This is a genomic window from Curtobacterium sp. MCBD17_040, from assembly GCF_003234805.2.
Taxonomy (GTDB): Bacteria; Actinomycetota; Actinomycetes; order Actinomycetales; family Microbacteriaceae; genus Curtobacterium.
Map to the genome: position 1 here is coordinate 508800 of NZ_CP126273.1, position 14527 is coordinate 523326.

12 protein-coding genes are annotated in these 14527 nt (G+C 72.2%); 9 read left to right on the forward strand and 3 right to left on the reverse strand.

From position 1 onward, the window contains the following. Positions 1-78 precede the first annotated feature (78 nt). From DEI94_RS02445 to DEI94_RS02480, 8 genes are all read left to right on the forward strand, one after another. Complete coding sequence (locus tag DEI94_RS02445) at positions 79-945, forward strand: alpha/beta fold hydrolase (RefSeq protein WP_111027532.1); 867 nt, start codon at positions 79-81, stop codon at positions 943-945. Between the two features lie 67 nt (positions 946-1012). Continuing rightward, entirely contained in the window at positions 1013-1960 is a 948-nt protein-coding gene (locus DEI94_RS02450) for an ABC transporter ATP-binding protein (protein ID WP_258378078.1), read from the forward strand. Further along, positions 1957-3216, forward strand: a complete 1260-nt coding sequence (locus tag DEI94_RS02455) for an ABC transporter permease (RefSeq protein WP_111012248.1) — start codon at positions 1957-1959, stop codon at positions 3214-3216. Before DEI94_RS02450 ends, DEI94_RS02455 begins: the two co-directional genes overlap by 4 nt. A 166-nt stretch (positions 3217-3382) precedes the next feature. Then, complete coding sequence (gene dnaK, locus DEI94_RS02460; RefSeq protein ID WP_111009677.1) at positions 3383-5242, forward strand: molecular chaperone DnaK; 1860 nt, start codon at positions 3383-3385, stop codon at positions 5240-5242. A 3-nt stretch (positions 5243-5245) separates the two neighbouring features. Beyond that, positions 5246-5953: a nucleotide exchange factor GrpE gene (locus DEI94_RS02465; RefSeq protein ID WP_111009676.1), complete on the forward strand. Its 708-nt coding sequence runs from the start codon at positions 5246-5248 to the stop codon at positions 5951-5953. Between the two features lie 104 nt (positions 5954-6057). Continuing rightward, a complete protein-coding gene (locus DEI94_RS02470; protein ID WP_111027533.1) occupies positions 6058-7056 on the forward strand; it encodes a DnaJ C-terminal domain-containing protein in 999 nt (332 codons plus the stop codon). Between the two features lie 4 nt (positions 7057-7060). Then, positions 7061-7474, forward strand: coding sequence for a heat shock protein transcriptional repressor HspR (locus DEI94_RS02475; protein ID WP_111009674.1), 414 nt, complete (start codon positions 7061-7063; stop codon positions 7472-7474). A gap of 38 nt (positions 7475-7512) precedes the next feature. Beyond that, on the forward strand, positions 7513-8661 hold the full coding sequence (locus DEI94_RS02480; RefSeq protein ID WP_111009673.1) for a class I SAM-dependent methyltransferase: 1149 nt from the start codon (positions 7513-7515) through the stop codon (positions 8659-8661). 120 nt (positions 8662-8781) lie between these two features. On the opposite strand, the gene DEI94_RS02485 is transcribed toward DEI94_RS02480, so the two are convergent. The 3 genes from DEI94_RS02485 to DEI94_RS02495 form a co-directional block, all read right to left on the reverse strand. Next, a complete protein-coding gene (locus tag DEI94_RS02485) occupies positions 8782-9729 on the reverse strand; it encodes a hypothetical protein (protein ID WP_111009672.1) in 948 nt (315 codons plus the stop codon). Positions 9730-9882: 153 nt separating this feature from the next. Continuing rightward, positions 9883-10719 (reverse strand): aldo/keto reductase, encoded by an 837-nt coding sequence (locus DEI94_RS02490; RefSeq protein WP_111027534.1) that lies wholly within the window; start codon positions 10717-10719, stop codon positions 9883-9885. A 306-nt stretch (positions 10720-11025) separates the two neighbouring features. After that, entirely contained in the window at positions 11026-11451 is a 426-nt protein-coding gene (locus tag DEI94_RS02495) for a pilus assembly protein CpaE (protein ID WP_111027550.1), read from the reverse strand. A gap of 247 nt (positions 11452-11698) precedes the next feature. Between DEI94_RS02495 and DEI94_RS02500 the strand changes: the two genes are divergently transcribed. Further along, positions 11699-14515 carry a glycoside hydrolase family 2 protein gene (locus tag DEI94_RS02500; RefSeq protein WP_181441878.1) on the forward strand — a complete coding sequence of 939 codons (2817 nt, stop codon included), beginning with the start codon at positions 11699-11701 and terminating at the stop codon, positions 14513-14515. The last annotated feature ends 12 nt before the right edge of the window (positions 14516-14527 follow it).

The window sequence follows — 14527 nt, forward strand, 5'->3', positions numbered from 1 at the left end:
ACGCCGCGTCTCCAGGCCGACGCCGCGCCTCCAGGCCGACGCCGCGTTTCCGGGCCGACGTCGGACGGGAGGAGCAGCATGGGTCGTGTGCACCGCCTCCAGACCGTCCCGCCGTTCGGCGACCTGCCCACCCCCGACGGCGTCGACGTCGTCGGGGTCGACCTGCCCGTCGGTCGGCTGACCGCGTACCGCGGCCTGCCGGACGGCCCGAGCCGCGGCAGCGTCCTGCTCGTGCCCGGGTTCACCGGGTCGAAGGAGGACTTCCGCCCGCTCGTGCCGCTCCTGCGCGATGCGGGGTGGTCGGTGCTCGCGATGAGCAGGCGGGGGCAGGGGGACTCGGCGGCGCCCACCGACCCGGCTGCGTACGCGCTCGACGAGGAAGCGGCCGACGTCGTCCGGGTCGCGGCCCTGGTCGACGACGGCGCGCCCGTGCACCTGCTCGGGCACTCGCTGGGCGGTGTGATCGCGCGGGCGGCGGCCATCGCGAGCCCGAGCGCGTTCCGGTCCGTGACGATGTTGTGCTCCGGGCCGCACGGGTGGCCGAACCGGATGTTCCTGGCTCGACGTCTGGCGGCGGAGCAGGGGAACCGGGCGCTGTTCGACGCCCAGAACCCGATCGCGATCGGCGTCGCGGACGCGGCCCTCGACCAGGCGACGCGGTTCGCCCGCATGCGGATGGACCGGTCGAGCACGGTCGGCATCACGACGACGGCCGCGATCCTCGAGCTGCCCGACGACACCACCGCGGCGCTCCGGGACACCGGACTGCCGACCCTCGTCGCGCACGGCGAGGACGACGCAGCGTGGCCGCAGGTGTGGCAGCACGACATGGCCGAACGGCTCGGCGCGCGGTACGCGGTGATCCCGGACAGCGCGCACAGCCCGGCGGTCGAGGCTCCGGAGGCGACCGCGAGGCTGCTCGACGGGTTCCTCGCGGACGCCTGAGCGCCGGACGCACGGAGCGCCGGTCCTTCCGGGTAGGTTCGGCAGCGACCCCACCCGAGGAGGCCACGTGTCCGGTGCCGCGATCGCCGTCGACGACTTCGTGATGCGGTTCGGCGACCGCACGGTGGTGGACGGCCTGTCGTTCCAGGTGGGTGCGGGCGAGACCTTCGGACTGCTCGGCAGCAACGGTTCGGGCAAGACGACCACGATCCGGGCGCTCCTCGGCATCACCGAGCCGACGTCCGGCTCCCTGACGATCGACGGTGCCCGCTACCGGGCCACGGCAGGCGGCGGGGTCGGGTACCTGCCCGAGGACCGCGGGCTCTACCGCAAGGAGACCGTCCTCGATGTCATGACGTACTTCGCGCGGCTCAAGGGGATGACGTCGCGGCACGCGAGCGTGTGGTCGCAGGCGTACCTCGAGCGCGTCGGGCTCGCCGACAAGGGGCGGCTCCGCGTCGACAAGCTGTCCGGCGGTCAGCAGCAGAAGGTCCAGCTCGGCATCACGATCATGGACCGGCCCCGGCTGCTCATCCTCGACGAGCCGACCAAGGGCCTGGACCCGGTGAACCGGCGGTTGCTGCTCGACCTCGTCGACGAACGCCGGGCCGACGGCGCGACCGTCATCCTCGTGACGCACCACATGGACGAGGTCGAGCGGCTCTGCGACCGGATCCTGCTCCTCCGAGACGGCGTCGCGGCGGCGTACGGGTCGATCCCCGAGGTGCAGGACCTGTTCGGCGGGGCCGTCGCCCGCGTGCACGCCGAGCGCGAGGTCCCCGTGAGCCCGCGCTACCGCGTCATCCGGCGCGAGGGCCACGAGACCGACCTGGCGCCGACCGAGCCGACCGACGGCGCGGACCTGCTGGCCTCGCTCGTCGCGGCAGGCATCGGCGTGACCGGGTTCGAGATGCGGCGCATCCCGCTCGACGAGATCTTCGTGCAGGTCTACGGGCACGACGCCGGTGTCGAGACGCCCGTGCCCACGCCGGTCGCGGCGGAGGCCCGGGCGTGAGCGGGCGGTTCGGCAGCGGCCGGCTGGGCACCGTCGTCCGGTTCGAGTTCGTCCGCACCATCAAGAAGCCGTCGTTCTGGATCGGCACGCTGGCGCTCCCCGTGCTCATCGTCGTCGTCGGGCTGCTCGTGGGCGCGGGCAACGCGGCCGGAGCCGACTCCGTCACGAGCATCGGTGCCGCGACGAAGGTCCCGTTCACGTACGTCGACCACTCGGGTCTCGTCTCGGAACGGGTCGCGGCACGGTGGGGAGGCACGCCCACGTCCGACGCGCGGGCGGCGGTCGCCCGCGTCCGGGCCGGCACGCTCGACGCCTTCGTCGAGTTCCCGGCCGACCCGGCGACGGGCACGATCGAGGTCGCGGCACGCGACGCCGGACTCTTCGGCAACCAGAAGTACGCGAACACGGCGACGAAGGTCCTGCATGCGAGCGTCGCCGCACGCGTGCACGACCCGGAGGCCGTCCGGCTCCTGCGGGGGACCCCCGCCACGAACGTCACCGCCTACGCGCACGGACACGTCGCCCCCGGATGGGCGTCCGCGCTCCCGCCGATGGTGTTCGCGGCGGCGTTCTTCGCGCTCGTGCTGTTGCTGGCGGCGCGCATGGTCACGGTCGTGGTCGAGGAGAAGGAGAACCGCATCTCCGAGATGATCCTGACGACGCTCGACGCGACCGTGCTCGTCCGCGGCAAGGTGATCGCGATGCTGCTCGTCGTGCTCGTGCAGCTCGCGGTGTTCCTCGTGCCGTCGCTCGCGACGATCGGGGTCGTCCTGCCCGTGCTGGCGGCGCGGTTCGGGCCGATCCCCGTCGACCCGTGGCGGATGCTCGTCGGGGCGCTGCTGCTCGTCGGCGGCGTCCTGCTGGCATCGAGCCTGTTCGTGACGGTCGGCGCCGCGGTGCCGACCATCAAGGACGCCAGTGCGCTGCAGTCGGTGGCGCTGTTCTCGGTGCTCATCCCTGTGTACGCGGTCTTCTTCGTGCTGACGAACCCGACGTCCCCGGTGACGGCGGTGTTCACGTACTTCCCGACGTTCACGCCGGTCACTGCGATGCTCCGGAACGCGATGGGGACCCTGGACCCGGTCGCGTCGGTGGTGTGCGTCCTCGAGCTCTACGTGGCGGCGTTCCTCGTCCTCCGCTTCGCGGTGTTCCTCTTCCGGCACTCCGTCGCGCAGTACGGCAGCAAGGTGACGCTGCGGCAGGTGCGGTCCTGGCGGTCCGCGCGCCGACCGACGGACTCGTCCTCGGCCTCCTGACCGGTCACACACGGACTTGCGTCGGGTCGACGCAACTTCTGGCACGTGGACTTGACGTCCAGCTGGTGGTGAGTAAAGTTGAGTCCAGCAGGCGCAAGTCCTGCGACGACTTCCATCGGTCCCGCCGTGACGGCAGGGCCAGCACCAACAGAAGGAGACCCAACACATGGGACGTGCAGTAGGCATCGACCTCGGAACGACCAACTCGGTCGTCTCGGTCCTCGAGGGTGGTGAGCCCACCGTCATCGCGAACGCCGAGGGCATGCGCACCACGCCGTCGATCGTGGCGTTCACGAAGGACGGCGAGGTCCTCGTCGGCGAGACCGCCAAGCGGCAGGCCGTCACGAACGTCGACCGCACCATCGCCTCGGTCAAGCGCCACATGGGCACGAACTGGAAGGTCGACGTCGACGGCAAGGGGTACACCCCGCAGGAGATCTCGGCGCGCATCCTCGGCAAGCTCAAGCGCGACGCGGAGCAGTACCTGGGCGAGGACGTCACCGACGCCGTCATCACGGTGCCGGCGTACTTCAACGACGCCGAGCGGCAGGCCACGAAGGAGGCCGGTGAGATCTCCGGCCTCAACGTGCTCCGCATCATCAACGAGCCCACCGCCGCGGCGCTCGCGTACGGCCTCGACAAGGGCAAGGAGGACGAGCTCATCCTCGTCTTCGACCTCGGTGGCGGCACGTTCGACGTCTCCCTGCTCGAGGTGGGCAAGGACGACGACTTCTCCACCATCCAGGTCCGCGCCACCGCCGGTGACAACCGCCTCGGTGGTGACGACTGGGACGCCCGGATCGTCGACCACCTCGTCAAGAAGTTCAAGGACGCCCACGGTGTCGACCTGTCCACGGACAAGATCGCGCGCCAGCGCCTCAAGGAGGCCGCGGAGCAGGCGAAGAAGGAGCTCAGCTCCCAGATGAGCGCGAGCATCCAGCTCCCGTACCTCACGCTGACGAGCGACGGCCCCCTCAACCTCGACGAGACCATCTCGCGCGCGCAGTTCGAGCAGATGACCTCCGACCTGCTCGACCGCACCAAGAAGCCGTTCAACGACGTCATCCGCGAGGCCGGGGTCAAGGTCTCCGACATCGCGCACGTCGTGCTCGTCGGTGGCTCCACCCGCATGCCGGCCGTGGCCGACGTCGTGCGGCAGCTCACCGGTGGCAAGGAGCCGAACAAGGGCGTCAACCCGGACGAGGTCGTCGCCGTCGGTGCCGCGCTCCAGGCCGGTGTCCTCAAGGGCGAGCGCAAGGACGTCCTCCTCATCGACGTCACGCCGCTCTCGCTCGGCATCGAGACCAAGGGCGGCACGATGACCAAGCTCATCGACCGCAACACCGCGATCCCGACCAAGCGCAGCGAGACCTTCACGACCGCCGACGACAACCAGCCGTCGGTCGCGATCCAGGTGTTCCAGGGCGAGCGCGAGTTCACCCGCGACAACAAGGCGCTCGGCACGTTCGAGCTCACCGGCATCGCACCGGCCCCGCGCGGCATCCCGCAGATCGAGGTCACGTTCGACATCGACGCCAACGGCATCGTGCACGTGTCCGCGAAGGACAAGGGCACCGGCAAGGAGCAGTCGATGGTCATCTCGGGCGGCTCGTCGCTGTCCAAGGACGACATCGAGCGCATGGTCCGCGAGGCCGAGGAGCACGCGGCCGAGGACAAGGCGCGTCGTGAGGCCCAGGAGACCCGCAACTCGGCCGAGCAGCTCGCCTACTCGATCGAGAAGCTCATCAAGGAGAACGACGACAAGCTCCCCGCGGACGTCAAGTCCGAGGTCCAGGGTGACGTCGACGCGCTCAAGTCCGCGCTCAACGGCGACGACGACGCGGCGGTCAAGTCCGCGTTCGACAAGCTGAACGAGTCGCAGAGCAAGCTGGGCCAGGCGATCTACGCCCAGGGCCAGCAGGCCGACGCAGCCGGTGCCGCCGGTGCGACCGACGGTGCCGCGACCGGTGACGACGAGGACATCGTCGACGCCGAGGTCGTGGACGACGAGGACGACAAGAAGTAACCCATGGCAGACGAGAACCGCAACGAGAACGAACACGAGGAGCCGATCGTCCGCGACAAGCGGCGGATCGACCCCGAGACGGGCGAGCTGCGGTCGGAGTCGGCGGCGGGGGCGGACGACGCCCCCGCCGGCACCCCCGGCCAGACGTCCGAGGACGGCGGCACGGCAGACGTCGACGGCACCGAGGACCTGGTGGACGCCGAGGACGCCGACGTCGAGCTGAGCCCGGAGGACCAGGCACTGCTCGACGACGCGGCCCGCGGCCTCCGCGAGGACACACTCACCGTCGACGAGCGCGACCTGGTCGCCGAGATGCGCGCGGACATGCTCCGGGCACAGGCCGAGCTGGTGAACTTCCGGAAGCGCGTCGAGCGCGACCGCGAGGCCAACCGCGACGCCGTGATCGCCGAGGTCGTGCGCGCGCTGCTCCCGGCACTCGACGACCTCAACCGCGCCGAGGCCCACGGCGACCTCGCCGAGGGCCCGATGCAGGTCATCGCGTCGAAGCTCCGCGGCGGGTTCGACCGCTTCGGCCTCACCCCGATCGGCGAGAAGGGCGAGAAGTTCGACCCGCAGGTCCACGAGGCGATCGTGCAGCTCCCGACGCCGGGCGCGACGGAACAGACCGTCGCCGACGTCGTCGAGCCGGGCTACAAGCTCGGCGAGCGGGTGCTCCGCGCCGCCAAGGTCGCGGTGTCGGTGCCCGCCTGACGATCGACCCCGGCGAGCGGGAGCCCCTGTGGGCTCCCGCTCGCCCCGGTTCCGGGTGCGACCCGCCCCGGGACCCCGAGACGACATGACGAAGGAGGTGTCGGTTGGCCAGTCAGGACTGGTTCGACAAGGACTTCTACGCGGTCCTCGGCGTCTCCAAGGACGCGTCGGACGCGGACATCAAGAAGACCTACCGCAAGCTCGCGCGGCAGTACCACCCGGACTCGAACCCGGGCAACGCCTCGGCTGAGGCGAGGTTCAAGGAGATCTCCGAGGCCTACTCCGTGCTCTCCGACAAGGAGCAGCGCGCCGAGTACGACCAGATCCGCGCCATGGGCTCCGGTGCGCGCTTCACGGCGGGTGCGCCGGGCGGTGCCGGTGGCTTCGAGGACGTCTTCGGCGGCATGTTCGGTGGGGGCGGCGGCGGTCAGCGCGTCCGCTTCGGCCAGGGCGGCGGCGGTGGCTTCGAGGACATCCTCGGCGGCATGTTCGGCGGGGGCGGTGGCTTCGGCCAGTCCTCCGGCGGCTACCGCGGGTTCGGCGGTCCGACGAAGGGCCGCGACGTCACCGCGTCGACCACGCTCGACTTCACGACCGCCATCGCGGGCGACACGGTCAAGCTGACGCAGGGCTCCGGACGCCCCGTCAACGTCCGCATCCCCGCAGGCGTGGCCGACGGCCAGAAGATCCGGCTCAAGGGTCGAGGCGAGCCGAGCCCCGACGGTGGCGAGGCCGGCGACCTCGTCGTGACCGTGCAGGTCCGCAAGCACCCGGTGTTCGAGCGCGACGGGCTGAACCTCCGCGTCGACGTCCCCGTGACGTTCGTCGAGGCCGTGCTCGGCGCCACCATCGAGGTCCCGACGCTCGGCGGCGGCCCGGTCAAGCTCCGGGTGGCTCCGGGGACCCCGTCCGGACGCGTCCTGCGCGTCAAGGGCCGCGGCGTGACGACGAAGAACGGGACGGGCGACCTGCTCGCGACCGTCCAGGTCGCCGTGCCGTCCCACCTGACCCCGTCGGCACGCGAGGCGGTGGAGGCACTCGCCACGGCCCTCCCGGCCGAGAACCCGCGCGACGACCTGATCGCGCGCGCCCGGGAGTCCTGAGGCCATGGACGAGTACTCGCCGGTCCTCGCGATCGCGATGGCGGCGGAACTGGCGGGGCTCCACCCGCAGACGCTGCGGCAGTACGACCGGCTCGGGCTGGTCGTGCCGCAGCGGACGCGGGGTGGGTCCCGCCGGTACTCCATGCGCGACGTCACGCAGCTGCGCGAGGTCGCGCGGCTCGGCGCCGAGGGCGTCAGCCTCGAGGGCATCCGCCGCGTGATCGACCTCGAGAACGAGAACACCGCGCTCCGCGCCCGGGTCCGCGAGCTCGAGAGCGCACTCGCCGACGAGCTCATCAGCCGTCCCGGCGCACGGATCTTCGCGGCGACCATGACCGGAGGGGCGGTACCGCTCCGTGCGGGGTCCCGGCCGGAGCGCAACACGGCCGTCGTGCTCTGGCGTCCCCGGGGAGACTGAGGCCCGGCGTTCCCAGCGCGGCCCGGTAGCCTCCCACGATGCCCTCGTTCGACTTCGTGGACCACTTCCGGCGTTTCCCGGAGGTCGAGGAGCCCGATCTCATGGCGATCGACGGCACCGACCGGTTCATGCTCGACGAGGCGCCGCTCATCCACGGCGATGCGCTCCGGCACCCCGGCGCCGTCACCGTCGTCGACGACCAGTTCGGGGTGCTCACCCTCGGTGTGATCGCTCTGCACGGCGCGAGCGAGGTCCGCGTCCTGCAGGACTCGCTCGTGGGGGAGCGGGCGCTCGCCGCCAACGCCGGCACGTTCGGCCGGGGCGGCTTCCAGCACCCGCAGAACGACGAGGAGGCCTTCGAGGACGCGCGCCTCGTGCTGTTCCGCCTGCCGAAGTCGCTCGACCGGCTCGACGAGATCGCCCGATCGGTGGCGCGGTTCGCCGCTCCCGACGTCGTGCTCCTGGCCGGGGGCCGGACGAAGTACATGACGCTGTCGCAGAACGACGTCCTCCGCCGCTCGTTCGGTGACGTCACGGCGAGCCGGGGACGCCACCGTTCCCGCCTGCTCGTCGCGACGGACCCGCTCCGGGCCGCGGCGAACCGGGCCTCGATCACGGACCCGTGGCCCCGACGGGTGTTCTCGGACGAACTCGGGTTCACCGTCGCCGCGCACGGCGGGGTGTTCGCGGGGACCGCGCTCGACCAGGGCACGCGGGTGTTGCTCGACGTGGTCGACGACGCGGTGCCCGGCGCCCGGGACGTGGTCGACCTGGGGTGCGGCAGCGGTGTGATCGCGACCGCGGTCGCGCGCCGTCGGCGTGGGGTGCACGTCGTCGCGACCGACGTCGCCACGTCGGCCGTGACCTCGGCGCGGCTGACGGCGGACCTCGCGGGGGTCGGCGACCGGGTGACGACGGTGCGGTCCGACGCCGGCGACGAGCTCGACGACGAGAGCGCCGACCTCGTGCTGTGCAACCCGCCGTTCCACGACGAGACCGCGGTGACCACGGACGTCGCGGTGGAGATGTTCCGGCACGCGGCCACGGTCCTCCGCCCGGGCGGCGAGCTTTGGGTCGTCTGGAACTCGCACCTGCGCTACCGCCCGATCCTGGAGCGGCTCGTGGGGCCGACCCGGCAGGTCACGCGCACCCCGAAGTTCACGGTGACGGCCTCGACGCGCCGCTGAGCTCGTCCGTCGCCTCGCTTGCGCGCCCCAGCGACAACTGCGCCGTCGTTGACGCGCGCACTCGTCGCGGGCGAGCGCACTCTCGCGCGCACTCGTCGCGGGCGAGCGCACCCTCGCCGGTCATGGTCGCAGCGGTAGCCCCGCACCGAGCAGTTTGCGCGCGAGGTCGTGGTGCCGAAAGAGCTCCGCCCACCGAACGCGGCGGACGGCTCGGACCTCGGGCAGCGCCCGCACCCAGTCCTCCCGGTACTTCTCGTCGATGACGACCTGCTCCGCGCTCCGGCCGCCACGGAGTGCCGGATCGCGGTACTTCCCCTCGCCGTCGAACTCGAGCACGACGCCCTGGTCCGGGAACCAGAAGTCGACACGGGCGAGGCTGCCGCGCGGTGAACGGAACTCGTGCTGGAGCACGGGCGTCGGTGCGCCGAGTTCGTGCAGCACGACCCGCATCAGGCTCTCGCCGACGGACTCCGCTCGGGCATCGGCGAACGCGATCGCCCGAGTGGCTCGTGCCGCCCCGCGAGGCCCCGCGCCGTGGACCAGTGCGAGGACGGACCGACGGTCGAGGCCCCGCCGGAGCGCCTGGTCCAGCACGATCACCGACGAGCGGAAGGCCATGGTGCGGGCGAGGTCGGCGGCCGTGGCGGTGGGGCTGCTCGCGCGCACCAGGTGGCCGAGCACCGTGACGGCGATGCTGTCGGTGGACGTGGTGGGGTGGAGCACGACGGAGCGGCGGCGGGTCTCGCTGCGGACCCGGTCCGGCTCGGTGAGGGCGACCCGGTCCGGCCACCCGCCGAGGACCGACCAGTCGTGGACCGCGGCGGCCGAGCAGTGCGCGACGATCCGGCGTTCCCCGAGTGTCGGCGCGACGGCCGCGATCCGGACGAGGTGCCGCTCACGCTCGTCGAGGCGCTCCCACGCGTCCCGGTGGACGTAGGTTCCGCGGAGGAGCCGGACCAGCGTCGGTTCCCGCGCCGTGCCTCCCGGCTGTGCCTGCAGGGCGGCGCGTTGCAGCGAGCGAGCGACGTCCGGCGGGGTGCGGACGTCGACGCGGATGAGTTCGAGCATCTGCCGATGCTCCCGGTCCCGGCGTCGTCGCGCTGGCGCTCTCCACAGGGCGGGCGTGCAGTGCGCGCCGGAACGACGAAGTGCGCGGTCAGACGACCGCGCACTTGTCGTTGTCACGCGCACTCCGGCGAGCGGAGCCGCGCGCGCCGGCCCTCAGGCGGGCACGTAGTCGAACGTGTCGGGGTCCGGCCCGGTCCGCTGCCCCTTGTCGAGCGACGTGATGTCGGTCATGTCCTCGCCCGAGAGCTCGAAGTCGAACAGGGCGAAGTTTTCCTCGACGCGGGATCGGGTGACCGACTTCGGGAACACGATGTCGCCGCGCTGGATGTGCCAGCGGAGCACGACCTGCGCGGGCGTCTTGTCGAGGGCCGAGGCGATGCGGGTGATCGTCGGGTCGTCGAGCACGAGGCCCTGCGCGATCGGGGACCACGCCTCGGTGGCGATCCCGAGCTCGCTGTCGGCCGCACGCAGCGGGTCCTGCACGAGGTAGGGGTGCACCTCGATCTGGTTCACCGCGGGGGTGACCGTCGTCTCGTCGCGCAGACGGTGCAGGTGGTGCGCCTGGAAGTTCGAGACGCCGATCGAGCGGGACGTCCCCACGTGGTAGAGCTCCTCGAGCGCCTTCCACGTCGGCACGAAGTCGATCACGGTCGCCAGCGGCCAGTGGATGAGGAACAGGTCCATGTAGCCACCGAGCAGCTCGGCCGACTTCTTGCCGTTCTCGAGCGCGGCGTCGGGAGCGTGGAACCCGTTGTTGAGCTTCGAGGTGATGAAGATCTCCTCACGGGGGATCCCCGATGCGGCGACGGCCTCGCCGACCTCCTTCTCGTTGCCGTACATCTCGGCCGTGTCGATGTGGCGGTAGCCGACCTCGAGGGCGGTGAGCACCGCCTCCTTGGTCTGCTCCGCGGGGATCTGGAACACCCCGAAGCCGAGCTGCGGAATGGTGCGGCCGTCGTTCAGGGTGATGTCGGGAACGGTGCTGGTCACGGTGCTCCTTGGTCTGGGTCGTGGTGCCGTGCGGCACCCGTGCCGAACGGCACCCGTCGAGTCAACACCCCGCTCCGAGCGGACGCTCCGGGAACGTCCGGCTGGGATCGGCCGGGAGGCCCGGCACCCGTCCGGCGGGCGCGTCCGGCCGGGAGGCCCGGCACCGCCCGCGGCAGGTCCGGTCCGGCGGGGAGGCCCGGCACCGCCCGCGGCAGGTCCGGTCCGGCGGGGAGGCCCGGCACCGCCCGCGGCAGGTCCGGTCAGGCGGGGAGGCCCGCCTCCCGCCCGGTGATCGGGCCCGGTCCCTCAGATGGCCAGCGAGGCCGTGATGTAGGAGCGCAGCGCCTCGCCGTAGGCCGTCGCGGCGTCCGGTGCGGCGAAGGTCCGCTCGACGTCGTCGATGCGGCAGGTCACGGTGTGCACGACGCCCTGAGCTGCGGTGTCGATGCGGGTGAGCCCCACGAACGCCGGCCCGAGCAGCGTGCGGAGCTGGTCCTCGCGCGGGATCCAGAGTGCGTCGTCGGCCGCCACGGAGTCGAGCGCCCACTCGGTCGTGCCGTTGAAGCCGAGGATCGTGCCGCTCGGGTACTCGTGCTTCTCGATCGTCATCTCGGACACGGTGTAGACGTCGTCGTCGACCCCGGGCTTGTCGATGACGAAGCGGTCCCCGGTCTCGGGGTGCCACCGGAGTCCTGCCTCGCGCAGGGTCCGGGCCAGGTCGACGCTGATCATGGTTCCACCATGCCACGCGGTGGTGGATCCGGACTCGGGTGCTGCCGACCGCCGGTACACGGAGTCTGACGGAGTGTCGTGGACGCAGGGACTAACATTCCGTCGCAGCTCAAGGCGGCGTCCCCGGGAGGTCCGGGGACCGCGCCGCAAGGTGACGACGACCGGAGCGGTGGGGGCCCGACGCGGCCGATGCCGCACCGTGTCCCGACCGCCGGCACCGCAGCGCGGGGCCGAGAGAAGGACCCAGATGACCCTCGAACGCGAGGAACTGCGAACCGACTGGACCGCCATGCTCGCGGAGGACGCCACGAGCGGGGTGCCCATGGGCCTCCCGGCCGGGGTCCGCGGCACGGCGATCCCGGCGACGGTGCCGGGGCAGATCCACACGGACCTGGAGCGTGTGGGCCTCGTGCCCGACCCGACGCGCAACCGCGACGAGGAGCTCGTGCGCTGGGTCGGCCAGGCCGACTGGGCGTACCGGCGGCGGATCGACGTCGACCCGCGCGGACACGACCGGGTCGACCTCGTCGCGGACGGTCTCGACACGGTGGCGTCGCTGTCCCTCGACGGCGTGTCGATCGGGTCGACACGGAACATGCACCGGCGCTACCGGTTCGACCTGCGGGACCGGACCGGGGGCACGAACGAACGCACGGACCGCGAGCTCGAGATCCTGTTCGAGTCGCCCTACCGCGAGACCGAGCGCATGGCGGACCGGTTCGGCAGCATGCCCGGCCCCTACGACGAGCCGTTCGCGTACGTGCGGAAGATGGCGTCGAACTTCGGCTGGGACTGGGGCCTGACGTGCGTGACGAGCGGGCCCTGGCGGCCGATCGCGATCGAGCGCTGGTCGACCGCCCGGCTGCGCGACGTCCGTCCGCTCGTCGACGTCGAGGCGGGCGAGGGCGTCCTCGACGCGCACATCGCGATCGAACGCTCCGGTCCGACGCCGGCCGGTGCGACGACGGCGGACCGTGACCACGACGGTGAGGACGACGACCTCGTGCTCGTCGTCACGGTGTCCGGGCACGACACGAAGCAGCGGTCGCGGGTGACGGTGACACCGAAGGAGGACGAGGCCGTCGTGACGGTCCGGATCCCCGACGCGCGGCTCTGGTGGCCCCGGGGGTACGGCGAGCAGGCGCTGTACGACGTCGAGGTGCAGGTGCAGACCACCGACGGCGAGGTCCTCGACCGCGACGTGTTCCGGACGGGCTTCCGGTCCCTCCGGGTCGACACCCAGCCCGACGCCACCGGCCGCCCGTTCACGATCGTGGTGAACGGCGCGCCGATCGACGTGCGCGGGGTGAACTGGATCCCCGACGACGTCATCGTGTCCCGGGTCGACCGCGCCCGGTACGCCGCGCGGCTCGCCCAGGCGACGGCGTGCAACGCGAACCTCGTGCGGGTGTGGGGCGGCGGCGTGTACGAGTCGCGGGACTTCTACGAGGAGTGCGACGCCCGGGGCCTGCTCGTGTGGCAGGACTTCCTGTTCGCCTGCTCCGCGTACCCCGAGGGCGAGCCCATGCGCTCCGAGGTCATCGCCGAGGCCCGGGACAACGTGGCGCGCCTGAGCCGGCACCCGAGCCTGGTCGTCTGGAACGGCAACAACGAGAACATCTGGCTCCACGACGACATGGGCTGGGCGGCGGAGCTCGGTGACCGACCGTGGGGCCTCGACTACTACCTGGACCTGCTGCCGACCATCGTCGACGCGGTGGACCCGTCGCGCTTCTACACGGCGGCGAGCCCCTGGTCCGGCGACGAGCGCGTGTACGCGAACGACGTCGACCACGAGACCCACCACTCGTGGCAGGTCTGGAACCAGATCGGCGACGAGCACTACCGCGACAGCGTGCCGCGGTTCGTCAGCGAGTTCGGCTGGCAGGCACCCCCGCAGTGGCGGACGATCCGGGAGGCCGTCGACGACGAGCCGATGACCCCGACGTCGCCCGGCGTGGTGCACCACCAGAAGGCCGAGGACGGCATGGGGAAGCTCGCCCGTGGCCTCGCGCCGCGGTTCCCCGTGCCGCAGGGCGACACCGACGACGTGTTCGACCGCTGGCACTACCTGACGCAGCTGCAGCAGACCCGCGCCATCGCGACGGGTGTGGAGCACTGGCGCACGCACTGGCCGCACAACACGGGCGTCGTGGTGTGGCAGCTCAACGACCTGTGGCCGGTCGCGTCGTGGTCGGCCGTCGACGGCGCCGGGCGTCCGAAGCCCCTGTTCCACGAGCTGCGCCGCCTGTACGACGACGTGCTCCTGGCGATCGTGCCGATCGAGCCACCCGCGGCGGGGGAGCGGGACCGGCCCCTCGACGGACGGGACCGTGCCGCCGACCCGGGAGGCGCGCACCCCGCGACCCTGTCCCTCCCCGTCCCCGGGGCGGCCGACCCCGCCACCGAGCCGGGCCGTCCGACGGTCGGCAGCGACGAGGAGGCCCTCGGGGACCTCGCGGACACCGCGGTCATCGACCCCGGGACCGTGCGCGGTCGACGACGCGACCGGGAGGCGGACCGCCGCGTGCCCGTCGAGATCGCGATCCGGTCCTCCCGGCGGGGACTGACGACCACGGTGCGGGTGCGACGGATCGACATGTCCGGACGGATCCTGCAAGAGGTCGTCCTGCCGGTCGAGCTCGCCGGACCGGGCGTGCTGCGGCTCGCGGTGCCCGACCACGTCGGTGTCGTCGACGACCCCGCCGAGGAGCTCATCGTGGCGGACATGGACTGGCGCCGGGCGGTGTGGACGCCCCTGCCGGACCAGGAGATGCACTGGCGGCCGGCCGAGTACCGCGTGTGGGTCGAGGACGCCGCGTCGGGGTCGGTGCTCACGGTCGAGGCGCAGGGGCTCGTCCGCGACCTGCTCGTCCAGCCCGACCGGGTGAGTCCGACGGGCCGCGTCGACCGCGGGTTCATGACGCTGCTGCCGGGGGAGCGCGTGCCCTTCCGGCTCGACGGTGTCCGGGCCGACCGGAGCGCCGAGCTCGTGCGGGCACCCGTGCTGCTCACGCTCGACCGGGTGCTCGCGGACGAGGCCGCGGCCGCCAGTACCCGCTAGCCCGGGCGGCAC